Origin of the sequence: Nonomuraea pusilla (genome assembly GCF_900109355.1) — a bacterium.
GTDB lineage: Bacteria > Actinomycetota > Actinomycetes > Streptosporangiales > Streptosporangiaceae > Nonomuraea > Nonomuraea pusilla.
The window spans coordinates 351,557-376,393 of sequence record NZ_FOBF01000003.1 but is presented as its reverse complement, the minus strand read 5'-3'; the positions used below and the strand labels follow the sequence as shown (position 1 = coordinate 376,393).

Sequence of the window (24,837 nt, the reverse complement as noted above, 5' to 3'; positions counted from 1 at the left end):
TCCAGCCTCATCCGTCACGTGCGTCACGACGCTACTTGCAGATTATTGAGGTTCGCCACGATATAGGCAGAACAATGGAAATTGGAAGTCGATCGTCCTTTACCATGCACCATGACCTGCTGATACGGCGCTATTCAAATGGATCACTTACTGAATCCGCGAGCGCCAGCAGCGCCTTGACGAACGCCTCCGCGGGCGGCCTGACCAGGCCCGCTCCGACCTGCCCCGTTCCGGCCACGCGCCCCGCGATGCCGGTGTTCACGACGGGCAGCACGCCCGTTCTCGCCACCAGCGCGACGTCGATCCCCACCGGCGTGCCGCGGAACCCGAGCCCGGGAATCTGGTACGCCGGATGCTCCGCCAGCGTGATCTCGTACATGGAGCGGGTGGCCGCGAACGCGTCCTCGACCTCGCCGCCCACGAAACGCACGATGGCGGGCGCCGCCGCCATCGCGAACCCGCCGAGCCCCGACGTCTCCGTGATCGTCGAGTCGCCGATGTCGGGGTTGGCGTCCTGCGGCCCGTACGCGCCGAGGTACAGCCCGTCCGGCACCCCTGCGGGCCCCGTGAACCAGCGGCCCTCCAGCCCCGACACCTGCACGCCGAAGTCCGTGCCGTTCCTCGCCATGGCGACGACCAGCGACGAGCCGGGCACGCCGCGGGCCGCGTCGGTGCTCGCCTTCGCCGCCGCCATGCCGGCGTTGAGGAAGAAGTGGTCGTTGCCGATGACGAAGCGCAGCACGCGCGCCGCCTGGCCGGGCGCCGCCTCCACCACCGCCGGGGCCAGCTCGCGCAGCAGCAGCGACGTCGCCGCGCGGTTGCGGTTGTGCAGCTCGTCGCCCATCTGGAGGGCCTGCGCGACGAGCGCCCGCAGGTCGATCGGGCCGGTGCGGGCCAGCGCCCGCGCCAGCACCGGGCCGAGCACCTCGTCCATCCAGCGCAGCCGCTCCAGCACCTCCGGCCCGTACGCGCCGTAGCGCAGCACCTTGCCCAGGCCCTCGTTGAGCGAGCAGAACGCGGTGCCGCCGTGCTCCTCGTCGCGCACCTCGAACAGCCACATCGACGGGCACACCACGCCCGCCATCGGCCCGACCGCGCCGTGCTCGTGGCAGGGCCGCAGCTCGACCTCGCCCCGCTCCAGCCGCCGCACGGCCTCCTCCTCGCCGGAGGCCAGCCCTTCCAGCAGCATCGCGCCGATCAGCGCGCCGCGCATCGGCCCGGACGCCCGCTCCCAGGTGATGGGCGGCCCGGCGTGCAGGAACGTCCGCTCGGGCAGCACCTCCGCCGCCCTGCGCACGCCCACCAGGTACGGCCGCGCCGACGTCAGCCTGCGGACCGCCTCGGCGTTGGCCGCGGCCCTGCGCGGGTCGGCCAGCACCGTGGCCAGCGCCCGCGCTGCGCCGGGCAGCGGCGGGCGCCAGGCCACCGGCGTGGTGGGCACGGCCTGGGCGGCGAGCGCGTCGTCGAGCAGGCTGGTCCCGACGGTGATGACGTGCGGCGGCGCGTCGAGGAGGCTCATGACAGGCTCCTGGCGTGTCTGGCGGCCTGGGCGTTGGAGAGGAAGACGGCGGCGCCCGCCTCCTGGAAGGCGGCGGCCTGCCGGCGCAGGTCCTGCGGGTCGGACGCGGTGCCGACCAGCGCGACCACGACCGGCCCCGGGACACGGGCCACGGCGGGCGCGAGCGCGGCGGCAGGGTCGGGGTCGGCGCCGTGGCCGAGGACGACGTCCATGAGCACGACGTCGCCGGGGGCGACGCGGGACAGCGCGTCGAGCCGGAGCGTCGGATCGATCATGGGGTGCGGCCTGCCCCGGGTGTAGGCGTCGTCGCCGTAGTCCACGAACGTCCCTGAGAGCCCGGTGACCAGCTCCGCCTCCGCCTTGAGCGTGCCCCCCGAGTACAGGCCTCTGAGGGTCCCGCCGCCCGGCCGTCCGCGCCCGGCCGGGACGTCCCAGCAGGGCCAGCCGGGCACGGGCCGTCCCAGCGCGCGCAGCGCCGCCTCGGCCGCCCCCGTCAGGTCGCCCTCGTCGAGGAACGCCTCCACCACCGGCGTGCGCATCGCCGCCACGGCCTCCCGCACCCGCGCCGCCACCCCGGGCGCGGGCGGCTTCGACACGAGCACCACCAGCTCCGTGGCGGGGTCGTCGTCCAGCATGCGCAGCGCCCGCAGCGTGGACAGCCCGCCCACCTCGGCCGACAGGTCCCTGCCTCCGACGCCGAGCACGTGGCTGACGCCCGTGCCCGCCCAGTCGAGCAGCGACGTCACCTGCTGAGCGCCCGTGCCGGACGCCGCCACCACGCCGACCGGCCCTGGACGCAGCACGTTCGCGAAGCCCAGGCCGACCCCCGCGATGACGGCCGTGCCGCAGTCGGGCCCCATGACCAGCACGCCGCGCTCCTCGCCCAGCTCCTTCAGCCGGCGCTCCAGCCGCAGCGGCACGCCGTCGCTGAAGACCATCACGGGCAGGCCGGCCTCGACGGCGTCCACGGCCTCGCAGAAGGCGTGCTCGCCCGGCACCGACACCAGCACCAGGTCCGCGTGGCCGCGCGCCGCCGCCGACCGCGTCGTGAGCGGCGGGTCCTCCGCCCGGCCGCCCCCGCCCGCGCCGCGCCGCCCGCCCAGCTCCGCCAGCCTGCGGTCCAGCTCCCCGGCCGCCGTCCCGGGGTCGCGCCCGCGCAGCGCCACCAGCAGGTCGCCCGGCTCCGTCGCCGGGACCTCGAACCCCATCTCCCGCACGACGGACACGTTCAGCTCCGTCGCCATGGCGACCATGGCCGCCTCCATCCCGGGCAGCTCGCCGAGCGCGCGGCTGACCCGCATGAGGCTGACCGAGTCGTGGTAGGCGCCCTTGCGCACGAGCACCAGATCGGTCACACCACACCTCCCAGGACGATCACCACGGCGGTCACGCCGCGCCTCCCAGCACGAGCACCAGATCGGTCATGCCGCGCCCCCAGAACGAGCACCAGATCGGTCATGCCGCGCCTCGCAGCGCGCGCACCGACGCCAGGCCGATGGCCATGCCCTGCGTGAGGTCCGCGCCCGACGTGTGGCCGAGCCGGCGCAGCCGCCGCAGCGCGGGCTCCAGCGGCTGCCGCCCGGCGACGCCCCGCAGCACCCCGATCACCTCGGGTCCCGCCTCGCCCCTCGCCGCGCAGTGCAGCAGCGTCGCCGACAGCGGCGTCGTACGGGTCCGCGCGTCGAACGTCACCGCCGCCGCCAGCCACCCCGCGAGCCGCACGGCGGGCTCCACGCCCGCCGCCGCGCCGAGCTGCCGCAGCGTCACGAGCAGTCCCGCGAGGACGTCGTCGCCGCTCGGCGTCAGCCCGGGACCCAGCCCGACCAGTTGTTCGGCCGCCGTCACCGCGCCGAGCAGCCAGCCGGACGCGCAGCTCGCCGCCAGCAGCCCGACCGCCTCGTTCCCCGCCAGCCCGGGAAGGCCCTGACCCGAGGCGGGGGAGCGCGCGAGCCCGTCGGCCGTCTCGCCGCCCGGCACCCCGTGCTCCCACGGGTCGAGCAGCGGCGCGGCCTGCGCCAGCAGGGCGGGATCGACAGGGCCGAGCGGCGGGGCCGGGTCCCACCAGCGGCGCACCCGCAGGGTCAGCCGGCCGATCCGCACCGTCCCGTCGCCGGCCGACGCGTCCTCGCCGACCGCCAGGTCGGGCAGCGGCGCCGACAGCAGCGCCGCGTTGGGCAGCCTGGCCGCCTCACCCGTGACGACCGCGAGGACGGACGGCTCCAGCTCCGTCCTGACCTCCAGGTACACGGCGGACGGGAAGGCGGCGAGCACGCGGGCCGGCCGCCTCGGCCCTTCGAGGAGCGGCCGCACCGCCGTGCTCGCGGCGCCCGTGACGGTGACTCGCGGCCCGAGGCCCGGCCCGGTCCTCGCCCCGGCTCTCAGCCGCCGAGCGTGCGTGCCGACCGTCACCGGACCTCCCCCTGCCGACCTTGGTTCCTGACCGTAGAACGGGCGGCGAACCCTCCGTACGGAGAAATTTGCCAACAGTGCGCGGGAAGGTTGGCTCTTCCTGACAGACGGCTTCTGGGTTAACAATCACCCCATGAAGCCCCCCGTGCGTCTCGCCAGCACTGGAACGATCATTCACGGCGTGTCCGTGGGGGAGGTGCTCGGCGTCTCGACGCTGGCCGGAGCGAAGCTGATCGCGGGCGAGAGCGGCCTCGGCCGGATCGTGCAGCGGCTCAACGTCATGGAGGTGCCGGACGTCCTCGCCTGGGTGAAGCCGCACGAACTGCTGCTCACCACCGGCTACCCGCTGCGCAACACCCCGCAGTCGCTCGGCCGCCTGGTGGCCGACCTGGACGAGCGCGGCCTCGCGGCGCTCGCCATCAAGCTCGGCAGGTACGTGGACGAGCTGCCGGCCGAGATGGTGGAACAGGCCGACCGGCTGGGCTTCCCGCTCATCCTCCTGCCGAACGACGTCGGTTTCGACGACATTCTCAACCAGGTCCTGACGGACATACTCAACCGGCAGGCCGGGGTGCTGGCCAGGGCCGAGGAGGCGCACCGGGCGCTGGTGCACGTCGTGCTGGCCGGAGGCGGGCTCAACGAGGTCACGGCCGAGGTCGCGCAGCTCCTCGACGTGGCCGTGGCGGCCGTCGACGGCTCCGGCCGCGTCCTGGCCACGGCGGGGGCGCCCGACCAGGTCGCCGCGCTGCGCGTGTCGATCGCCAGGGAGGGACCGCCCGTCCTGCCGCCCGGCCCAGCCGCCGGTCCCGCCGCCGGTCCCGCCCGGTCCGGGCCGCCGGCCGCCGCGTCCGGGCGAGGCAGGCCCTTCGCCTCCGTGCCGGTGCTGGCGGGCGGCCACCACCACGGGCGGATCGTCGCCTACAGCCCGTCGTCGGCCATCGGCGACAGCGACGTCGGCATCCTGGAACGTGCCGCGACCGTCGCCGCCCTGGTCATCACCCGGCAGGACGCGGTCAACGCCGTCGAGAGCAAGTACCGGGCCGACTTCCTGCGCGACGTCCTCACCGGGCGGGCGGGCACGCCGGAGCGGGTCACCGCGCGGGCGCGCGCCTTCGGCTGGGACCTCGCCAGGCCCGTGACCGTCGTCGTCGCCGAGCTCGACCCCGACGGCGACGAGCGCAGCGCCCAGGACCGCCTGGTGTCCTGCTGGACCGCCGCCATCCGCAGGCACGACCCGCGGGGCGCCGTGGCGGGCTTCTCGCACGAGGTGGTCGCCGTCATCGACGCGGGCGCCGACGCCTCCAGGGTCGCGAGGGACGCCGCCGCCGCGTTCGCCGACCTGCCGCCCGCCACGTTCTCCACGGGGACGTCCAGGCCGAGCACCGGGGCGGACACGCTGCCGGAGGCGTACTCGCAGGCGCTGAAGGCCGCCAGGGTCGGGCGGCAGCTCCACGGCCCCGGCGCGGTCGCGCACTTCGACCAGCTCGGCGTCTACCGCCTGCTGTCGCTGGTGAACGACACCGGGGAGCTGCACGCGTTCGTCCGGGAGACGCTCGGCCCGCTCGCCTCCGACGACGACGCCGAGAACGCCGACCTCAGGCGCACCCTGCAGGCGCTGCTGGAGACCAACCTCAACGTGGCCGAGACCGCGAGGCGGCTGCACTTCCACTACAACACCCTGCGCTACCGCATCGGCAAGCTGGAGCGGATCCTCGGCAACTTCACCGGCGACCCGCACCTGCGGCTCAACCTGACGCTGGCCCTGCACGTCCTGCGGATGCGCGGCATCTAGGCTTGGCCCGTGGACTTCGAACTGCGCTCCGACTACATCCCGCTGTGCGACCTGCTGAAGTACTGCGGGGTCACCGAGACAGGCGGCATGGCCAAGATGCTGATCGCCGAGGGCATGGTGCTCGTCGACGGCGAGGTGGAGCTGCGCAAGACCGCCAAGATCCGGTCAGGTCAGGTGGTCACGGGCGAGGGGTTCTCCATCAACGTGAGGTGACCGCCCGGGGCCTTTGTGAGGAATTCACACAGGTGATGTCCAGGAGTGCGCGAGTTCTCCCTGGTCTGGGGAACAGATTTGGCAGATCATGCCCGTGAAGGCGCGATGCGCCGGGCCTAATGTGCCCGCAACGGAACGAGCAGCGCCGCCGGCCCGGGCGAAGAGGGGCTTTCGATGGGTGTGGGTTGGACCAGACACGGTGACGGCAAGCATCTGGCCCCTGGAGAGGTCGTCAGGCCCGACGAGCGGCTGACCTGGCCGCGCATGGTCGGGTTCGGCGCCCAGCACGTGATCGCCATGTTCGGCGCCACGTTCGTCTTCCCCCTCGTCATGGGGCTCGACCCCAACGTGGCCGTCATGATGTCGGGCGTCGCGACGATCCTGTTCCTGCTGATCGTCAAGGGGAGGATCCCGAGCTACCTCGGCACGAGCGCGTCGTTCGTCGGCGGCGTCTACGCCATCAGGGCGATCGCCGGAGGCGACACGGCAGGGGCCGACGCGATCGTGACGGGCGCCATCCTCGTGGCCGGCCTGGTGCTGGCGCTGGTCGGCGTGGCCATCCACGTCCTCGGCGTGCAGATCATCCACCGGATCTTCCCGCCCGTCGTCACCGGCGCGGTCGTCATGCTCATCGGCTTCGGCCTGGCCTTCGTCGTGGCCGGCACCTACTGGCCGCAGGACCAGTGGGTGGCGCTCATCACGATGGTCGTCACGTTCCTCGTGATGGTCGTCTTCAAGGGCTTCATCGGGCGCGTCGCCGTCCTCGTGGGGCTCGTCTTCGGGTTCGTGCTGTCGTGGGTGCTCGACAGGACGGCCGGGCCGATCACCTCCGTCCTGCCGGGGCAGAACCTGCGCGACGCCGCAGGGGCGGTCTGCCCCAAGGAGGGCACGTACTGCGTGGCCACCGCGTTCCCCCACGACCGCGTCAACCTCGGCACGGTCGACAGCGCGCCCTGGTTCGGCATCCCGAACTTCCACGCCCCCGACATCAGGACCTCGGCCGTGCTGCTGGTGCTGCCTGCCGTCATCGCGCTGGTGGCCGAGAACATCGGCCACGTCAAGGCGGTCGGCGAGATGACCCGCGCCGACGTCGACCCGTACGTGGGCAGGGCGGTCGTCGCTGACGGCGTGGCCACCGTGGTGGCGAGCGCCGTCGGCGGCTCGCCCACCACGACGTACGCGGAGAACATCGGCGTCATGGCCGCCACCCGGGTCTACTCCACGGCGGCGTACTACATCGCGGCCGTCATCGCGATCCTGTTCGGCCTGTGCCCCAAGTTCGGCGCGCTCGTCGCGGCCACGCCGGGCGGCGTGCTCGGCGGCGTCACCGTCATCCTGTACGGCATGATCGGCCTGCTCGGCGCGAAGATCTGGATCGAGAACCGGGTGGACTTCGCCGACCCCGTCAACATGGTCCCGACCGGCGCGGGCATCATCCTGGCCATCGGCCCCGTCACGCACGTGATCGCCGGGGGGTTCGTCCTGCAGGGCATCGCCCTCGGCACGATCGTGGTGGTGGCCGGCTACCACCTCCTGCGGGCGATCGCCGGGCGCACGCTCAGACCGGCGGAAGGGAGTGCCACCGGGTGAAGCCGCCGCCGTTCGAGTACCACGCTCCCCGCGACCTCGACGAGGCCCTGCGGATCCTCGCCGGGGTGCGCGGCAAGGTGCTGGCCGGCGGTCAGAGCCTGATCCCGATGCTGAACATGCGGCTGGCCGCGCCCGCCCACCTGGTGGACATCACCCGCGTCGCGTCCCTCGACGCGCTGGAGCGCACCCGGGAAGGGGTGCGGGTCGGCGCCGCCGTCACCCACGCGCGGGCCGAGCGCGAGGGCGGCCACCCCCTGCTCACCCGGGCGCTGCGGCTGGTCGCCCACCCGGTCATCCGCAACCGCGGCACCGTCGTCGGCAGCCTCGTCCACGCCGACCCGGCGGCCGAGCTGCCCGCCGTGCTCGCCGTCCTCGGCGGCTCGGTCCGCCTGGCCCGCTGGGACGGCGCCCGCGGGCAGGTCAGGGACGTCCCCGCGCACGAGTTCTTCGTCGGCCCCATGGAGTCGGCGGCCGGGCCGGACGAGCTGGCGGTCTCGGCGTTCTTCCCCGCCCTGGACGAGCGCACCGGCCACGCCTTCCACGAGGTGGCGAGGAGGCACGGCGACTACGCCCTGGCCGGGGTGTGCGCCGTCGTCACCCTGGGCGAGGACGGCGGCGTCGCCGCCGCCAGGGTCGCCTGCGTCGGCGTCGGCCCCGCTCCCGTCGTCGCCGACCTGACCGGGGCCGGCGCCGGGGACTGGGCGCTCGCCGCCGCGGCGCTCAGCCGCCGGGTCGAGCCCGAGGACGACATCCACGCGACCGCCGCCTACCGCCGCCACCTGGTGGCGGTGCTCGCCGAGCGGGCGCTGAAGGAGGCCGCGGGTCTCGCCGAGCGGGCGTCAAAGGAGGCCGCAGGTGGAGCATGAGATCACGCTCGTGGTGAACGGCGCCGCCCGAAGGGTGCGGGTGCCCGCCCGGAGGCTGCTGTCGGACTGCCTGCGCCACGACCTGGGGCTGACCGGCACCCACGTGGGCTGCGAGCACGGCGTGTGCGGCTGCTGCACGGTCCTGCTCGACGGCGAGCCGGTGCGCTCCTGCCTGACGTTCGCCGTGAGCGTCGACGGCCGCGAGATCACCACCGTCGAGGGGCTCGCCGGGCCCGGCGGGATGTCGCCCGTGCAGCGGGCGTTCGGCGAGTGCCACGCGCTGCAGTGCGGCTTCTGCACGCCTGGCTTCCTGTGCACCGTCACCGCGCTGCTGCGCGACAACCCCTCGCCCACCGAGGAGGAGGTCGTCGAGGGGATCTCCGGCAACCTGTGCCGCTGCACCGGCTACCAGAACATCGTCAAGGCCGTCCACCGGGCCGCCGAGCTGATCGCGGAGGAGGGCCGATGAGCACCCGGCTGTTCGGCGAGCCCGTACGCCGCCGCGAGGACCCCAGGCTGCTCACCGGCCAGGGCCGCTACCTCGACGACCTGGGCCGCGACGCGCTCGCCGCCGCGTTCGTCAGGTCGCCGCACGCCAGCGCCCGCATCCGCGACGTGGACGTCGCCCCGGCGCTCGACGTCGAGGGCCTCGTCGCCGTCTACACCTGGGAGGACCTGCCGGAACGGATCGGCCGCCCGCTGCCGCTGCTCATCCCGCACCCGGCGCTCACCCACGGCCGCACCGCCCACCCGCTCGCCAGGGACGTCGTCAGGCACGTCGGCGAGCCCGTCGTCATGGTCGTCGCCAGCGACAGGTACGCCGCCGAGGACGCCTGCGCCCTCATCGAGGTCGACTACGAGCCGCTCACGCCCGTCGTCGGCCTGGAGCGGGCCGTGCGGGGAGACGCGCTCGTCCACGACGACGTGCCGGGCAACGTCGGCGCGCACCTCGTGCAGGAGGTGCCCGGCGCCGACGGCCGCGGCGCCGCGGAGGCGATCGAGGCCGCCCCCCACACGCTCGCCTTCCGGCTGCACATCGAGCGCAGCGCCAGCACGCCGCTGGAGGGGCGCGGCGTCCACGCCCGCTGGGACGGCCGCGACCTGCGCGTCCACTCCAGCACCCAGACCTCCACCAGCGTCCGCATGGCGGTGGCCGCCGCGCTCGGCCTGCCGCTGCCGAACGTCGAGGTCATCGCCCCCGACGTGGGCGGCGGCTTCGGCGTGAAGATCGTGCACCCGTGGCCGGAGGAGATCCTCGTGCCGTGGGCGGCCATGACCCTGGGCCGCGAGGTCAAGTGGACCGAGGACCGCAGGGAGCACTTCATCGCCTCCGCCCACGAGCGCGGCCAGATCCAGGACGTCAGGGTGGGCTTCGACGACGACGGCCGCGTCCTCGGCCTGGACGTGACGATCCTGCACGACCACGGCGCCTACACGCCGTACGGGATCATCGTGCCCATCGTCACCTCCACCCAGTTGCTCGGGCCGTACAAGATCGGGGCGTACCGGGTCGAGTTCAGCTCCGTCTACACCAACACCCTGCAGGTCACGCCGTACCGGGGGGCGGGCCGCCCGCAGGGCGTGTTCTGCATGGAGCGGACCATGGACAAGATCGCCCGGCACCTCGGCAAGGACCGCGCCGAGGTGCGGGCGGCCAACCTCATCGGGCCCGACGAGTTCCCGTACGACCAGGGCATGACCTTCCAGGACGGCCGCCCCCTCGTCTACGACAGCGGCGACTACCCGCGCATGCTCCGCATGCTCAAGGAGCTGATCGGCTGGGACGACCACGTCGGGCGGCCGGGTCTCGGCATCGGCCTCGGCTGCTACGTCGAGGGCACCGGCGTGGGCCCGTACGAGGGCGGGCACGTCCAGGTCACCTCCGACGGCCGCGTCCACGTCTCCACCGGCCTCACCTCGCAGGGGCAGGGGCACGAGACGGCGTTCGCGCAGATCGCCGCGTCCGAGCTGGGCGTGCCGATCGAACGGGTCAGCGTCGTCACCGGCGACACCCGCAGGTTCGGCTACGCCGTGGGCACGTTCGCCTCCAGGGCCGCCGTCATGAGCGGCAACGCCATCGCCCTGGCCTGCAGGAAGGTACGGGAGAAGGCGCTGCGCATCGCCGCCGACGCGCTGGAGGCCGACCCCGCCGACCTGGAGATCGTCGAGGGGGAGGTGCGGGTGGTCGGCGCGCCGGGCCCGGCCGTCCCGCTGTCCACGGTCGCGGTGCTGGCCAACCCGCTGCGGTACGCCTTCGACGAGGAGACCGCCAAGGCCACCCAGTTCTCCGGCGCCGCCCCGCCCGACCGGCCGCCCGTGGCCGAGGGCGACGAGCCGGGGCTGGAGGGGCGCGACTACTACTCGCCGGTCAGGTCCACGTTCGCGGCGGGCATGCACGCCGCCGTGGTCGAGACCGACCCGGACACGGCGGAGATCAGGGTGCTGCGGTACGCCGTCGTGCACGACTGCGGGCGGCTGATCAACCCCATGATCGTGGAGGGGCAGATCCACGGCGGCGTGGCACAGGGCATCGGCGGCGCCCTGTACGAGCGGATGGTGTACGACGAGCACGGCCAGCTGGTCAACGCCTCCTTCATGGACTTCCTCATGCCGTACGCCACGGAGATCCCGCGCGTCGAGACGGCCCACCTGGAGACGCCGTCGCCGCTGAACCCGCTCGGGATCAAGGGCGCGGGCGAGGCGGGGGTGATCCCCGTCTCGGCGGTCATCGCGTCGGCCGTCGAGGACGCCGAGGGCTTCCCCATCGACCGCATGCCCCTCTCGCCGTCGGAGCTGTACCACCTGCGCCTGCGGCACGCGGGACAGGAGCCGGGCGGCGACTGACCGTGGGATGATCGGGGCTCCGCATGGCCGAGGAGCGGGGGACGAGCGTGGCCGAGCCGAGAACCGGCACGACACCGGACAGCCTGGAGACGGGCGGCGTGAAGGCGGAGGGCCCGGAGGCGGACGGTCCGGCGACGCTGGATCTCGCCTGGAGCGGCCTGACCGAGCCGCCTGCCTCGCTCGCCGGGCTCCGCTCGCTGGAGGCGCTGCGGCTCGACGGCAACCGGCTGCGCGCCCTGCCCGACCTGTCGGGCCTGACTCGCCTGCGTGCGCTGCACCTCGACGGAAACCGGCTCACCGAGCTGCCGCCGCTGCCGCCGGACCTGGAGGTGCTCTTCTTCCACGGCAACGCGGTGGAGGCGCTGCCCGACCGGCTGGGCGCGCGGCTGCGGCACCTGGCGGCGGGCGGCAACCGGCTGACGGCCGTGCCCGCCGCCCTCTGGACGCTCACCGCCCTGGAATCGCTCAACCTGGCCGAGAACGCGCTGACCGAGCTGCCTCCCGGCATCGGCGCGCTGACCCGGCTGCGCATGCTGGACCTCGGGCACAACCGGCTCTCCGTGATCCCGCCGGAACTGGGCGACCTGCGCCTGACCGACTACCTGTACCTGAGCGACAACCTGTTCACGGACGTGCCCGAGTCGATCGGGCGGCTGGACCGGCTCGCCTACCTCAACCTCACCGGCAACCGGCTGTCCCGCCTGCCCCGGTCGCTCGGGTCGATGGCGGGGCTGGTCGAGCTCAGGCTCTACGACAACCAGATCGAGGAGCTGCCCGACGGGCTGGGCGGGCTCGGCCGGCTGCGGGAGCTGCACCTGCGGGGCAACCGCCTCACCGGGCTGCCCGCGTCGCTCGCCGGGCTGGGGGAGCTGCGCCTGCTCGACCTGCGTGACAACCACCTGGCCGCCGTGCCGCCCTGGGTGGGCCGGCTGACCCGGCTCACCTCGCTCGACCTGCGCAACAACCGGCTCAGGGAGCTGCCGGAGTCGCTGGGCGACCTGCCCGCGCTGGAGAAGCTCGACCTGCGGTGGAACAAGCTCGACCGTGAGCCGGACGCGCTGCGCCGGCTCGCGGAACGCGGCTGCGTCGTCCTGCGCTGACCCCCCTCTCCGCCCGCCGTTCTCGCATGGGGGTGAACCGGCGGGGCCGGGGGTGCGTAGCTCGGCACATGACGACACTTCCACGCCTGCTCGCCGGCGTGCTGCTGGCCGGCCTGGCCGCCGCCTGCTCCGCCGGGGGCGGCGACGCCGGCCTGGCCGCGGGGCCGGGCGCCGCGCACGGCGGCGCCCACGCGGGCACGCCCCTCACGGTCGAGCAGCTCGCCGCCAAGGCCGGCTGCGCCCCCCGCATCCAGGTCGACGCCGCCGATGTCAGGACCGGCTACTGCGAGACCGCCGACGGCCGCTTCTTCGTCAGCACGTTCACCACCGAGGCGGGCAAGGACGCCTGGATGGACGCCGCCCCCGAGTACACCCCCCACCTGGTCGGCCCCCTGTGGACGGTGCTCGGCCCGCGCGAGGTGCTGGAGCTGCTCAAGGACCGCCTCGACGGAGACCTGCACCTGAAGGACCACAGGACCAACCAGATGCACACCGCGGGCTCCTGAAGGGCACGGGGCTCAGGCCGCGACCGGGGTGACGCGCCGGCGGAACACCCAGTACGTCCAGCCCTGGTAGACCAGCACGAACGGCAGGGTGAGCAGCCCGATCCAGGTCATCATCTTGAGCGTGTACGGCCCCGAGGCGGCCTCGGCCAGCGTCAGGCCGGGCAGCGGCGCGCCGCGCAGCTCGACGAAGACCGCGAGCGTGGCCAGGACGATCGCGCCGGCCGTGGCTGCGAACGCCCAGCCCTCCCTGCGCCGCCAGATCAGCGCCGCCGCGCCCGCCAGCGCCGCCAGGGCGGCCAGCGCGGGCGGCGTGCCGAATCGCGTCAGCGCGACCGCCGCGACGGGCACGGCCACGCCGCTCGCGACGAGCGCCGCCACGCGCGCCCTGTCGCGCACCGCGCCGGTGGTCCTGAGCGCGAGGAAGACGGCGCCGTGCAGCGTGAACACGGAGAGCGCGAACGCGCCCCCGAGCAGGGCGGCGACGGGGCTGTCGAAGACCAGGTCGGCGAAGATCGAGCCCCACAGGAAGGCGGGCAGGGCGCTGCCGACGACGATGCCGAGGTCGCACCAGAGCGGGTTGTTCACCTTGCCGCGCCACTCCAGCCCGACGCCGCGCACGATGAGGCCGACCAGGATGAGCGTGACGGGCAGGTAGAACGCGCTGAACAGGCCAGCGTACCAGGCGGGGAACGCGGCGAACATGGCGCCCACCGCGGTGATCACCCAGACCTCGTTGCCGTCCCAGACGGGGCCGATGGTCTGCAGGCTCTGCCGCTGCTCGTTCGGGTCCCTGGCGATCAGGGGCGCGAGCAGGCCGACGCCGAAGTCGAAGCCCTCCAGCACGAAGTAGCCGGTCCAGAGGAAGGCGATGAGGACGAACCAGAACTCGATCATGGGTGTTCCCTCAGTACGTCAGCGACGGTTCGAGCCGCTCGGAGGCGGGCGCCTGATCGGGCTCCTCGACGCCCTTGCGGACGTGCCTGGTCATGATGACGACCTCGGCCACGGCGAGCGCGCCGTACAGGAGCGTGAAGATCGTCAGTGAGGTGGCGACCTCGGCCAGGCTCACGCCGGGCGACACGCTGGAGGCGGTCAGGAGCTCGCCCGCGACCGTCCACGGCTGGCGGCCGATCTCGCTGAGCAGCCAGCCGGCGGTGACCGCGAGCAGCGGCAGCGGCAGGGCGAGCAGGAACAGCCTCGACAGCCAGCCCGGCAGCTCGCGCCTGCGCCTGGTGAGCCAGAGGCCGAGCACCGACAGGCCCGCCGTGACCAGCCCGAACCCGATCATCAGGCGGAACGACCAGAACACGATGGTCTGGTCGGGGCGGTAGTCGCCGGGGCCGAACTGCTGCTCGAAGCGCTTCTGGAGGTCCTCGACGCCCTGGACGGTCGCGCCGGGGTCGTTGGTGGCGAGGAAGCTCAGCACCTTCGGGATCTCGACGCCGGGCACGACCGAGAACCCCGCCCCCGCCGTGTCGTGCGCCAGGCCCTCGGCGGAGGCGAGCTTCATCGGCTGCTGCTCGTACATGAGCTTGGCGGACATGTCGCCGGTGAGGCCGACGAGCGCGCCCGCGAGGGCGGTCATGACGAGCGCGCCGCGGGCGGCGCTGCGCCACATGCCGTCGCGCGTCTTCAGCAGCCAGAAGCCGCACACGGCGAGCACGAAGCCGCCCGCCACGATGAACGCCGCCGCGACGACGTGGGGCACCTGGGCCAGGGCCGTGGAGTTGGTCAGGACGGCCCACAGGTCGGTCATGCGCGCGCGGCCGTCGACGACCTGGTAGCCGACGGGGTGCTTCATCCAGGCGTTGGCCGCGAGGATGAAGTAGGCGGAGATGTTCGAGCCGATGGCCGCCGCCCAGATGCACGCCAGGTGCGCCTTCTTCGGCAGCCGGTCCCAGCCGAAGATCCACAACCCGAGGAACGTGGACTCCATGAAGAAGGCCAGCAGCGCCTCCATCGCCAGCGGCGCTCCGAACACGTCGCCGACGAACGTGGAGTACTCACTCCAGTTCATCCCGAACTGGAACTCCTGCACGAGGCCGGTGACCACGCCCATGGCGAAGTTGATCAGAAAGAGCTTGCCGAAGAACTTCGTCAGCTTCAGGTACTGGTCCTTGCCCGTGCGGTGCCAGGCGGTCTGCAGCCCGGCCACGAAGACGCCGAGCCCGATGGTCAACGGCACGAACAGAAAGTGGTACACGGTGGTCACGCCGAACTGCCACCGCGCCAGGTCGAGTGCGTCCATCTCCCCCGCCAGGTCTTTGCTCTACAGGACGTAGTACTTCTACTGAAAGTAGTACTACACGTTGTAGAGCTACGTGGTGCGACCTTGGTCACACCCCCCGTCATCGCTTGCTTATCGAGGATCCCGCGAACCGGGCCGCGCCCGCGTCCGCCCGCGGGTTGATTCCCGCGTACCCCGCGCGGCGGACCCCGCCCGGCGGCGCTCAGCCCGGTCCGGTACGTCCCATGGCCGCCTCCAGGTACGCCTGCAGGTTGCCCAGCGCGAAGCCCCGGCGCTCGATCTTCCGGACCAGGACGCGGAAGTCCCTGTCCAGGTTCGGGCGGAAGTGCAGCAGCAGGATGTCGCCGGGCCGCAGCCGCTTGTCGGGCACCTGGTAGGCGATCTTGCCGCCCGGCTGCACCGTGGCGGTCCACAGCAGCACCGCCCGGATGCCGCAGCTCTTCGCCGCCTTCAGCGTGTCGGCGCCGTACGCGCCGAACGGCGGCCTGAACAGGGCCGGCCGCGTGCCCAGCTCCTTCTTGACCACCTGCGAGGCGCCGCAGATCTCGCGCCGCTGCGCCTCGTAGCCCAGTCTGCGCAGGTCGGGGTGGGTCAGCGTGTGGTTCTCGATCGGCGCCCCAGCATCCCGCAATTCACGGAAATATCCCCATTTACCGGCGCCGACGTAGCGGCCCTGACCGCCCGCCGGGTCCGGCGTGCCCTTGGCCTCCACCGCGTCGCGCATGGCGAACACCGTGATCGGGATGCGCTGCTCCCGCACCTGGCGGACGAACCCGGGGTCCTGCTCCCACCCGTCGTCGATCGTGAGGAAGACCACCTTGCGCTTCGTCGGGATGGAGCTGATCACCGGCGGCAGCGGGCCCGACACGTCCAGCCTGGCCACCTCGCCCGGCCGCGGCGTCACCCCCGTGGGGCCGCCGGGCTCGGCGCCCCGGCCAGGACGCCGGCCGCGCGACGCGCCCGGGTCGCGGCCCTGTGCCCCCGGCGCGTCCGTCGCCTGCGGCTGCGCGTCCGCCGCCCCGCCCGTACGCCCGGAGGAGCAGCCCGCCGCCCCGGCCGCCACCGCGCACACCACCGCCAGAGCCGCCCGCGCGGTCACCCGCCCGGCCGCCCGCGCGGCACCTCGTTCCCTTCGCCCCCTGCCCATGGCGCTTCATCTTGCCAGGTCTTGATCGTCCGGCCGCCACCCCGTCTGGCAGGTGTTGCCCTTATCCGGCGATGATCGGCCGCCTAGAGTGACCATGTGAAGGTTGCGGGCAGTGCCGTGATCGGCGCTCAGAGAGATCGTGTGTGGGCCGCGCTCCAGGACCCGGCGGTGCTCGTACGCACCATCCCGGGCTGCGAGCGCCTGGAGGAGACCGGGCCGGACACGTACCGGATGACGGTCAACGCGGGCGTCGCCTCCGTCAAGGGGGTCTACCAGGGCGAGGTGGCCCTCGCCGACCCGCTCGCGCCCGAGAGCTTCACGCTCAGGGCGCGCGGGCAGGGGGCGCCGGGAACGGTCGACGCCACCGTAAGGGTGCGGCTGAGCGACGCCGACGGCGGCACCAAAGTCGACTACGACGCCGAGGCCGTGGTGGGCGGCATGATCGGCGGGGTGGGGCAGCGCATGCTCGCCTCGGTGGCCAGGCGGACGGCGGGGGAGTTCTTCTCCGCCGTGGACGGCCACCTCCGCGCCCCGGCCGTCGCGCCCGCTCCCGGGCCCGCCGGACCTGCCGGTCAGGTCGAGGCGGAGGCCGTCCCCGCGGCCTCGGGGGAGGGGGCGCCGGTCCTGGCCGCCGTGTACGAGCGCCCGCCCAAGGCGCACACCGAGACGCGCCCCTGGGTGATGCTGGCGTCGTTCGGCATGGGGGCGGGCATCGCCCTGACCGGAGTCGTCGTGGGCTGGCTCTTCGGCCGCGCCTCCCGCCGCCGCGCCTGACGCCGCGCCTCCCGCCCTGCCTCCCGCCGCCGTGCGTCCGCCGCCGCGCCTGGCGCCGCCGGCGAGGGAGACGGCGGGTGGAACGGCAGGTGAGAGGGGGGCCGGATCTCGCGGAAAAGGATCTCCCGGCGTAGCGTTGGCTGTATGCGGCAGGCACATGCTGAAGACGCGCGAACCGAAGCCAGACGAGTCCTCCGCACACTGCTGGGGGAAGAACGCCCGACGGCCCCGACGCTGGTGGGCGACGTACGCCCCGTGCTCGGCGACGAGCGCACCCGCCGCTGCCTCGACCTGGCGCTCGGCGCCCCGCTCACCAGGAGGTCGTCCGAGCTGGCCGCCGTGGCGGCGCTGCTGGTGGGCACCCGCGAGCTGGGGAAGGAATGGTGGGAGCGGCCGAGGGGCGGCAAGCTCCCGCCGCCCGACGAGGTGCTGACCACGGCCGTGGCCATCGAGCCGTGGACCGACCTGACGGCACTGGAGATGCTGGCCGCCTGGATCTCCGACGACGCCGCCGACGCGCTGTGGGGCCGCCCGGCGGCCCAGGTGGACCTGAACTCCTGGCACGCCGAGGACCGGTTCCCGCTGCCGCCCGGCGCGCGTCCCGGGGAGCGGCTGGTGGTCCACTTCGACGCCGGGGGCCGGCTCGACGCGGTCGTCGTCCGGCGCCCCGGCGGCGAGCTGGGCTCGAACCTCGACTTCCAGTCGCTGCGGTACTCGGGGCCGGCCGAGGCGCAGTGGAGCTGGGGCGTCGCCGCCGGGCTCGGCCCGCACCGGCTCCCCGGCGAGGACCCCGACCCGTACGCCAGGAGGGTGCCGCCCGGCGCGGCGGACGTCCTACGCGACTGGGCGCTGCGCAACGGCGCCACCCGCGACCAGCTCGGCGACCGCTGGGACACCGTCGGCGACGTCGTGGCCGCGATCGAGCGCGTGGACTGGATGTGGCGCAGCGGAGAGTGGTTCGCCTGGTGGCGCGCGGCGTCCGCCCTGGTCGACGACTGCGCCCACCTGCCGTACCGGCTGGAGGAGCTGACCTCGGGCTGAGCGTCGCAGGAATCGCCGGGGCGGGCGGTGGGTTGTGCTGGTACGTGAAGGTTGAGATTTTCTCCGACGTCGCCTGCCCCTGGTGCTACATCGGCCACGTCAGGTTCGCCGAGGCGGCCGAGCGGTTCCGCGCCAAGGGCGGCGCCGTCGAGGTGACGATGCGCCCGTACCAGCTCGATCCCGGCGCCTCCGCCGACGGCGAGCCCCTGTACGACGTCCTTGAGCGCAAGTTCGGCGCCGACCCGCGCGAGATCTCCGGCCGGGTGCTGGGGTTCGCGGAGGAGTCCGGCCTGGAGATGGACTTCGCCAGGGCGATCAGCACGAACACGTTCGAGGCGCACCGGCTCATCGAGGTGGCCACCAGGCAGGGACGCGGCGAGGAGATGGCCGACCGGCTGTTCCGCGCGTACTTCGCCGAGGGCCGCAACGTGGCCGACCCCGGCGTCCTGGCCGAGCTGGCGGCCGAGACGGGCGTGGAGGACACCGGCGAGGGCGCCGACGAGGTGCGCGAGCAGATCGACCGGGCCCGGAGCCTCGGCGTCACCGGGGTGCCGCTGTTCCTGTTCGAGGGGCAGTTCGCGGTGTCGGGCGCGCAGCCGGTGGACGCGTTCGCCGCCGCGCTCGACGAGGTCGCGGCCAGGACGGGCCAGACGCCGATCGTCCGGCTCGGAGCCCCCGCCGACGGCTGCGCCGACGACTCCTGCGCGCTCTGACCCCACGCCCTGGGGACGCGGTCCGACCCGCGGCCCGGGGACGGGCCGGGCGCCGTTCCAGCCGCCGCTCTCCCGGCCCGTGTCCCGTCAGGGGGCCGGGGGAGCGCCCTCGCCGAGCTGGCCGGAGCGGTGGTGGCGCCGGCACAGCACCTGGTAGCGCACCGGCGAGGCGTCGGTGTCGCCGATCACGACCTGCTCCCCGGTGCGCGCCAGCACCCCGCCGACGACGCGCGCGTTGAGCAGCCCGGGACGCCCGCACCAGCACAGCACCTCGACCTGCAGCCGGCACACCTCGTCCGCCAGCTCGAACAGGCGCTGCGCGGCGGGGAACATGACCGAGCGGAAGTCGGAGGCCAGGCCGAAGGCGTAGACGTCCACGCCGTGGTCGTCGACCAGGTCGGCGAGCTGCTCGATCTGCTCGACCGTGTAGAAGCAGACCTCGTCGCAGATGAGGTAGTCGACGCGTTCGTGGGCGGTGACCAGGCGGACGAGGTCGAGGCCGTCCTCGACCTCGATGGCCTCCATGCCGAGCCCTATCCTGCTGGTGATCTTCGGGCCGCCGGAGCGGTCGTGCTTGGTCAGCACGAGACCGCGCCTGCCCTGGCGGGCGTGGTTGTAGTTCATCTGGAGCGCCAGGGTGGACTTCCCGCAGTCCATGGGGCCGAAGTAGAACTTCAACACGGCGTCCCGGGCTCCGGCCGGCACAGGCGACAAGGCAGACACGTCAGTCACGGGGGGCCACCTTAGCGGCTTGGCTTGTTCCATCACCTCATGGGACATTTCTCCCCTGGACTATCAGGAGGATCCGTGGTCACCGACAGACCCCAGGCGCTCGACGCCATGATGAAGCCCGACGACGTGACCGCCGCCCAGGCGGACGCCGCCCGCTGGCGCTACGGCTTCTTCGTGGTCGTCACGGGCATCGTCGCCGTCCTGGTCGCCTTCGGCGCCGCCGTCTTCGCCACCCGCGACTTCGCGCCCCTGTTCGCGGGCGTCGCCGGGGTGGTCGGCACGATCATCGGCGCGTACTTCGGGGTGCAGGCGGGCCAGTCGGGTAAGGCCAGGGTGGAGGCCGAACTGGCCAGGGCCCAGGAGATGGTGGTCAGGCTCGCCGCGTACGTCGGCACGGAGAACGCGCCCAGGGTCATCGACGACGTGCTCGGCCGGCGCAGAAGCTGAGGGACCATGCGTAGCGTCCGTATCGGTGTCGACACCGGGGGCACGTTCACCGACGTGGTGGCGGTGGACGAGCGGACCGGTGAGATCGTCACGACCAAGACCCCCTCGACGCCCGCGAACCCGGCCGACGGGTTCATGGCCGGCATCGCCAAGCTGGGCCCGCTCGACGTGAGCTCGATCGTCCACGGCACCACGGTGGCCACGAACCGGCTGCTGGAGGACCGCATCGGCGACCTCGGCCTGATCACCACCGAGGGCTTCGAGTTCATCCTGGAGATCGCCAGGCAGAGCGTCCCCGACGGCTACGGCAACTCGTACTTCTGGGTCAAGCCGCCCAGGATCGTGCCCGTCCACCTGGTGAAGACGGTCGGCGGGCGGCTCGACCACCTGGGCGGCGAGGTGCGCCCGTTCAACGAGGAGCAGGCCGCCGAGGTGGCCCGCTGGTTCAGGAGCAAGGGCGTCACCGCGATCGGCGTGTGCTTCCTCCACTCGTACGCCAACCCCGAGCACGAGCGCAGCATGCGCGAGGTGCTGTGGCGCGAGCACCCGGAGGCGGTCATCTCGCTGTCGAGCGACGTGCTGCGCGAGTACCGCGAGTACGAGCGCGCGGTCACCACGCTCGTCGACGCCGCCGTCAAGCCCGCCATGCGGGGCTACATCGCGAACCTCTCGACGCGGCTCGGCATGCCGTTCTCGGTCATGAAGTCCAACGGCGGCGTCCTGTCGGCGCGCGAGGTCGTCAACCAGCCGATCACGACCGTGCTGTCGGGCCCGGCCGCCGGGGCGCTCGGCGCGGCGCTCATCGCCTCGACCGCCGGGCACCCGTCCGTCATCACGCTGGACGGCGGCGGCACCTCCACGGACGTCGCCGTCGTCGTCGACGGCGAGCCGTCCATCACCACCGAGGGCTCGATCGGCCGCTACCCCTGCAAGATCCCCATGATCGACATCGTCACCGTGGGGGCGGGCGGCGGCTCGATCGCGTGGATCTCGCCGGAGGGCACGCTCAAGGTGGGGCCCAAGTCGGCGGGCGCCGACCCCGGCCCCCTCTGCTACGGCAGGGGCGGCGCCCAGGTGACCGTCACCGACGCGCACGTCCTCCTCGGCCGCATCCCGCCGCACCTGCTGGGCGGCGAGATCCCGCTCGACGTGGACGCCGCCCGCGCCGGCATCGAGGCGCTCGCGGGCAAGCTCGGGCTGAGCCCGGAGCGCACCGCCACGGGCATCCTGGAGATCAGCGCGTTCAACCAGAGCAACGCGATCCGGCAGCTCACCGTCAAGCGCGGGCTCGACGTGCGTGACTTCCCGCTGGTGACGTTCGGCGGTTCGGGGCCGCTGCTGGCCTGCCGCCTCATCGACATCCTCGGCCTGCCGGCCGTCGTCGTCCCGCCCGACCCCGGCAACGTCTCGGCGTTCGGGCTGCTCACCGTGGACGTCAAGAACGACTACGTGCGCACGTACGTCACCCGCGACCTCGACCTGGCCGCGGCCGGGGAGATCTTCCGCGAGCTGGAGCGCGAGGCCGCCGAGGCGCTCGACCGCGAGGGCTTCGACGACCCGGTGTACGCGCGCAGCGCCGACCTGCGCTACTACGGCCAGGCGTACGAGGTGCGGGTGCCCGCCCCCGCCGGGGAGCTCGACGAGGCGTGGCGGGCCGAGGTGACCGGCCGCTTCCACGACGCGCACGAGAAGCTGTACGGCTACGCCTACCGCGACGACCCCCGCCACGGCATCGAATGGGTCAACCTGCGGGTGTCGGGCATCGGGCCGATCACCCGGCCGGTCGTCCGCCGCCGCCCGCCCGTCGCCGACCCGCCGCCCCCGGGCGTCCGCCGGGTGCACTTCGAGGAGGCGGCCGACACCCCGATCCACCAGCGGGCCGCGCTCGGCCCCGGCGCGGTGGTGCGCGGCCCCGCCGTCATCGAGGAGTACGGCTCGACCATCCCCGTCCACCCCGGTTTCACCGCCACCGTCGACGACTACGGCAACGTGGAGGTCCGCCGTGACTGACCCGATCCTCGTGGAGATCGTGGAGGGGACGCTCGCCTCGGTCGAGAAGGAGGTCGAGACCGCGATCGCGCGCACCGCCCGCTCGCCGATGATCCGCGACGCGCACGACTTCCGCGCGGGCATCCACGACCGCCGTCTGCGCAAGCTCACCGGCCGCTCGTACAGCGCGCTCGTCCAGCCGGTCGTGCGCGACTTCCCGATCGAGACGATGCGGCCCGGCGACGTCTACTTCCACAACGACGTCTACCTCTCCGAGGGCGGCATCGGCCACCTGCCCGACCTGTGCGTGACCGTCCCGGTCTTCCACGACGGCGAGGTGGTCGCGTTCGTGCAGGCGTTCGGCCACCACGACGACATCGGCGGCGCCGTTCCCGGCTCCATGCCCTCGCACGCCAGGTCGGTGTACGAGGAGGGCCTCATGGTCCCGCCGATCAAGCTGTGGGACCAGGGCGCGCCCAACGAGGCCGCGCTGCGGATCATGACCCGCAACTCCCGCATGCCCGACTCCCTCGCCGGCGACCTCGACGCCGAGTGCTCCGCCTGCCTCATGGGGGCGCGCCGCCTGGCCGAGCTGTTCGACCGGTACGGCAGGCAGGCCGTCGAGGAGTGCTTCGACGCGATCATCGGCAAGACCACGGAGACGTTCCGCAGGGAACTGCTGTCCAAGATCCCCGAGGGGACGTACGTGTGGGAGGACTACGCCGAGCACGACGGCGTGGACGAGCCGCGCCTGCACGCCCAGCGCATCACCCTCACCGTCGACCACGCGGCGCCGGCGCCGCTCACCATCGACTTCACCGGCACGTCCCCGCAGGCCAAGGGGCCGATCAACCACGCCGGCGACTACGCCGACGGCGTCTTTCTCAAGAAGTGGCTCGCGCCCGTGCTGCGCAACCTGGCCGACACGCCGGAGCGCATGGCGGAGCTGGACGTCAACGAGGGCGTCGTCCCCCTCATCGAGATGGTCTTCCCGGAGAAGGGGACGCTGCTCACGCCCGTCTTCCCCGCCCCGACCAACGCCCGCACGTTCGTCATCCTGCGCCTGCTCGGCGTGCTCGCGGGCGTGCTGGCCAAGGCCACCGGCGGGCGCATGCCGGCCGACCAGGAGACCATCCGCTACACCGGCGTGTACGGCGCCGACGCCGACGGCGTGCCGTACCTGATGCGCGAGGTGCTGGGCGGCGGCTCGGGCGGCCGCTGGTACGCCGACGGCGAGGACACCATCCACATCGTCCCCGACTCGCGCAACATCCCCGTCGAGTTCGCCGAGGCCCGCTGGCCGTTCCGCGTCGAGCGGCTCGGCCTCGCCTGCGATTCCGGCGGGCCCGGCATGTTCAGGGGCGGCCTGGGCTACGACAAGCACATCCGGATGCTCAGGGACGCGTCGTACATGTCCATCGCCGACCGCTCCATCCTGTCCTGCTGGGGCGTCAACGGCGGCCTGGCCGGGCGGCCCTTCCGCGTCGAGATCAACGGCAGGGAGATGGACGGCCTCGTCGACGACCACCCGGTGCAGGCCGGCGAGGTGATCCGCATCCGCACGACCGGCGGCGGCGGATGGGGCTCGCCGTACGACCGCGACCCGCGCGCGGTGGCGGCCGACGTCCGCGACGGCAAGGTGTCCATCGCGGGCGCGCTCGGCGACTACGGCGTGGTGCTGGACGGCGACCGCATCGACGAGCAGGCCACGGCCGAGCTGCGCGCCCGCCTCCGCCCGCCCGCCGACAGCTCGGGCCGCTTCTTCGACAGGGGCCCCGGCTACCCGAAGCTCGCGGGCGGCAGGACGTTCGCCGAGGTGGACGACCTCTGACCCGCCGGGAGGCCCCGGCCTCCCGCGGCTCAGCCGAAGCTGGCGAAGTACGTCGCCGACATGTCCTCGTCGCCGTGGCCCGCGCTCTCCGCCCGGCGCAGGCGCTCGCCCGCGGCGGCGGCCAGGTCGAGCCTGACCCCGGCCGACTCGCCGGCCTCGGTGATGAGCCGGGTGTCCTTCTCGGCGTTGCGCACGGTGAAGCTCGGCTCGAAGTCGCCCTCCAGGATGGCCTTGGACTTCGCCTGGAAGTAGGCGTTGTCCAGCGGGCCGCCGGTGATGACCTGGCGGAGCAGCTCGGGGTCGAGGCCGAGGCCCTTGGCCAGCGCGAGCGACTCGGCGACGACGGCGGTCAGCGAGACGGCGTAGCTGACGGCGGCCATCTTGAGCCCGCTGGCCGTGCCGGCCGCGGCGTCCTCGCCCAGCCACAGGGTGCGCCCGCCGACGGCGGAGAAGACGGGGTCGAGGGCGTCCCTGGCCTCCTGCGGGGCGGCGGCGAGGACGACCAGCCTGCCCTGCTCGGCGGGCTGCCTGGTGCCCTGGACCGGCGCGTCGGCGTAGGTCAGCCCGTGCTCGGCGGCGAGAGCGGCGAGCCGCTGGGCGCCCGCCACGCCGACGGTGCTCATCTGCGCCCATACCTGGCCGGGGCGCAGGCCGGGGGCGGCGGCGGTGAGGGCGGCCCGCACCGCGTCCTCGTCGCTGAGCATGGTGACGATCACGTCGGCGTCCCTGACGGCGTCGGCGGCCGTGCCGGCCACGGTCGCGCCGTCCTCCCGCAGCGGGAGCGCCTTCTCCCTGGTGCGGTTCCAGACCCTGACGTCCATCCCCGCCTTGAGCATGTTGCGTGCCATGGGCGCGCCCATGAGTCCGGTGCCGAGCACGGCGACGGTGGTCATGCGTCCCCCTGTGGTGCGATGGTCTGCTTCCTGCCGCGACGCGGGGGCGGGGCCGCCCGGGGCCGCGCCGGTGATCGCGACGGGCACCACACTACGGCCCCTGCGCTTCGCGGCAGTGCGGCGGTGTCCCCGGCGAGCCGTACGGCGAACCAGGCCAGGCCGCCGGCGGCGCCGTGCTCGGCC

22 protein-coding genes are annotated in these 24,837 nt (G+C 73.5%); 14 read left to right on the top strand and 8 right to left on the bottom strand.

Features of this window, described 5'->3' with window-relative positions:
• Positions 1-130: 130 nt before the first annotated feature.
• The 3 genes from BMX74_RS07695 to BMX74_RS07685 form a co-directional block, all read right to left on the bottom strand.
• Complete coding sequence (locus tag BMX74_RS07695) at positions 131-1,519, bottom strand: YlbE family protein (protein WP_091099241.1); 1,389 nt, start codon at positions 1,517-1,519, stop codon at positions 131-133.
• Positions 1,516-2,874 carry an FdrA family protein gene (locus BMX74_RS07690; protein WP_256256820.1) on the bottom strand — a complete coding sequence of 453 codons (1,359 nt, stop codon included), beginning with the start codon at positions 2,872-2,874 and terminating at the stop codon, positions 1,516-1,518. Before BMX74_RS07690 ends, BMX74_RS07695 begins: the two co-directional genes overlap by 4 nt.
• 100 nt (positions 2,875-2,974) lie before the next feature.
• Complete coding sequence (locus BMX74_RS07685; RefSeq protein ID WP_091099238.1) at positions 2,975-3,928, bottom strand: oxamate carbamoyltransferase subunit AllH family protein; 954 nt, start codon at positions 3,926-3,928, stop codon at positions 2,975-2,977.
• A gap of 133 nt (positions 3,929-4,061) precedes the next feature.
• Here BMX74_RS07685 and BMX74_RS07680 point away from each other — a divergent pair, with 133 nt between their 5' ends.
• From BMX74_RS07680 to BMX74_RS07645, 8 genes are all read left to right on the top strand, one after another.
• On the top strand, positions 4,062-5,720 hold the full coding sequence (locus BMX74_RS07680) for a PucR family transcriptional regulator (protein ID WP_055505872.1): 1,659 nt from the start codon (positions 4,062-4,064) through the stop codon (positions 5,718-5,720).
• A gap of 9 nt (positions 5,721-5,729) precedes the next feature.
• The gene (locus BMX74_RS07675) at positions 5,730-5,933 is read left to right on the top strand and encodes an RNA-binding S4 domain-containing protein (RefSeq protein WP_055505871.1); all 204 of its coding nucleotides are present in this window, start codon (positions 5,730-5,732) and stop codon (positions 5,931-5,933) included.
• Between the two features lie 174 nt (positions 5,934-6,107).
• Positions 6,108-7,523 carry a uracil-xanthine permease family protein gene (locus BMX74_RS07670; RefSeq protein ID WP_091099236.1) on the top strand — a complete coding sequence of 472 codons (1,416 nt, stop codon included), beginning with the start codon at positions 6,108-6,110 and terminating at the stop codon, positions 7,521-7,523.
• Complete coding sequence (locus BMX74_RS07665) at positions 7,520-8,389, top strand: FAD binding domain-containing protein (RefSeq protein WP_091099235.1); 870 nt, start codon at positions 7,520-7,522, stop codon at positions 8,387-8,389. The genes BMX74_RS07670 and BMX74_RS07665 overlap by 4 nt, the downstream gene beginning before the upstream one ends.
• Positions 8,379-8,858 carry a (2Fe-2S)-binding protein gene (locus tag BMX74_RS07660; protein ID WP_055505868.1) on the top strand — a complete coding sequence of 160 codons (480 nt, stop codon included), beginning with the start codon at positions 8,379-8,381 and terminating at the stop codon, positions 8,856-8,858. The genes BMX74_RS07665 and BMX74_RS07660 overlap by 11 nt, the downstream gene beginning before the upstream one ends.
• Positions 8,855-11,233, top strand: coding sequence for an aerobic carbon-monoxide dehydrogenase large subunit (gene cutA / locus BMX74_RS07655; RefSeq protein ID WP_055505867.1), 2,379 nt, complete (start codon positions 8,855-8,857; stop codon positions 11,231-11,233). The genes BMX74_RS07660 and cutA overlap by 4 nt, the downstream gene beginning before the upstream one ends.
• Before the next feature lie 47 nt (positions 11,234-11,280).
• Entirely contained in the window at positions 11,281-12,333 is a 1,053-nt protein-coding gene (locus BMX74_RS07650) for a leucine-rich repeat domain-containing protein (RefSeq protein WP_256256819.1), read from the top strand.
• Between the two features lie 68 nt (positions 12,334-12,401).
• Entirely contained in the window at positions 12,402-12,839 is a 438-nt protein-coding gene (locus BMX74_RS07645; RefSeq protein ID WP_055505866.1) for a hypothetical protein, read from the top strand.
• Positions 12,840-12,851: 12 nt separating this feature from the next.
• Here the strand turns inward: BMX74_RS07645 and cydB are convergent, their stop codons facing one another.
• The 3 genes from cydB to BMX74_RS07630 all read right to left on the bottom strand — a co-directional run bounded on the left by cydB (position 12,852) and on the right by BMX74_RS07630 (position 16,234).
• A complete protein-coding gene (gene cydB, locus BMX74_RS07640; RefSeq protein ID WP_091099230.1) occupies positions 12,852-13,733 on the bottom strand; it encodes a cytochrome d ubiquinol oxidase subunit II in 882 nt (293 codons plus the stop codon).
• A gap of 10 nt (positions 13,734-13,743) precedes the next feature.
• Positions 13,744-15,087, bottom strand: a complete 1,344-nt coding sequence (locus tag BMX74_RS07635) for a cytochrome ubiquinol oxidase subunit I (RefSeq protein ID WP_055505864.1) — start codon at positions 15,085-15,087, stop codon at positions 13,744-13,746.
• 202 nt (positions 15,088-15,289) lie between these two features.
• Positions 15,290-16,234, bottom strand: coding sequence for a polysaccharide deacetylase family protein (locus tag BMX74_RS07630; RefSeq protein ID WP_091099228.1), 945 nt, complete (start codon positions 16,232-16,234; stop codon positions 15,290-15,292).
• A 141-nt stretch (positions 16,235-16,375) separates the two neighbouring features.
• On the opposite strand from BMX74_RS07630, the gene BMX74_RS07625 reads away from it, so the two are divergent.
• From BMX74_RS07625 to BMX74_RS07615, 3 genes are all read left to right on the top strand, one after another.
• On the top strand, positions 16,376-17,008 hold the full coding sequence (locus BMX74_RS07625; RefSeq protein WP_236714940.1) for an SRPBCC family protein: 633 nt from the start codon (positions 16,376-16,378) through the stop codon (positions 17,006-17,008).
• Positions 17,009-17,245: 237 nt separating this feature from the next.
• Positions 17,246-18,049: a hypothetical protein gene (locus BMX74_RS07620; protein ID WP_256256818.1), complete on the top strand. Its 804-nt coding sequence runs from the start codon at positions 17,246-17,248 to the stop codon at positions 18,047-18,049.
• A gap of 44 nt (positions 18,050-18,093) precedes the next feature.
• Entirely contained in the window at positions 18,094-18,762 is a 669-nt protein-coding gene (locus tag BMX74_RS07615) for a DsbA family oxidoreductase (RefSeq protein ID WP_055505860.1), read from the top strand.
• Positions 18,763-18,849: 87 nt separating this feature from the next.
• Here BMX74_RS07615 and BMX74_RS07610 read toward each other — a convergent pair whose 3' ends face one another.
• Complete coding sequence (locus tag BMX74_RS07610; RefSeq protein ID WP_055505859.1) at positions 18,850-19,494, bottom strand: thymidine kinase; 645 nt, start codon at positions 19,492-19,494, stop codon at positions 18,850-18,852.
• Between the two features lie 75 nt (positions 19,495-19,569).
• Between BMX74_RS07610 and BMX74_RS07605 the strand changes: the two genes are divergently transcribed.
• Genes BMX74_RS07605 through BMX74_RS07595 form a run of 3 tightly spaced genes read left to right on the top strand, consistent with a single transcriptional unit; the run spans position 19,570 to position 23,761 of the window.
• Positions 19,570-19,941 (top strand): hypothetical protein, encoded by a 372-nt coding sequence (locus BMX74_RS07605; RefSeq protein ID WP_055505858.1) that lies wholly within the window; start codon positions 19,570-19,572, stop codon positions 19,939-19,941.
• A gap of 6 nt (positions 19,942-19,947) precedes the next feature.
• Entirely contained in the window at positions 19,948-21,951 is a 2,004-nt protein-coding gene (locus tag BMX74_RS07600; protein ID WP_091099223.1) for a hydantoinase/oxoprolinase family protein, read from the top strand.
• Positions 21,944-23,761, top strand: coding sequence for a hydantoinase B/oxoprolinase family protein (locus tag BMX74_RS07595; RefSeq protein ID WP_091099220.1), 1,818 nt, complete (start codon positions 21,944-21,946; stop codon positions 23,759-23,761). The genes BMX74_RS07600 and BMX74_RS07595 overlap by 8 nt, the downstream gene beginning before the upstream one ends.
• A 29-nt stretch (positions 23,762-23,790) precedes the next feature.
• Here the strand turns inward: BMX74_RS07595 and BMX74_RS07590 are convergent, their stop codons facing one another.
• Positions 23,791-24,654, bottom strand: coding sequence for an NAD(P)-dependent oxidoreductase (locus tag BMX74_RS07590; protein WP_091099219.1), 864 nt, complete (start codon positions 24,652-24,654; stop codon positions 23,791-23,793).
• Between the last annotated feature and the right edge of the window lie 183 nt (positions 24,655-24,837).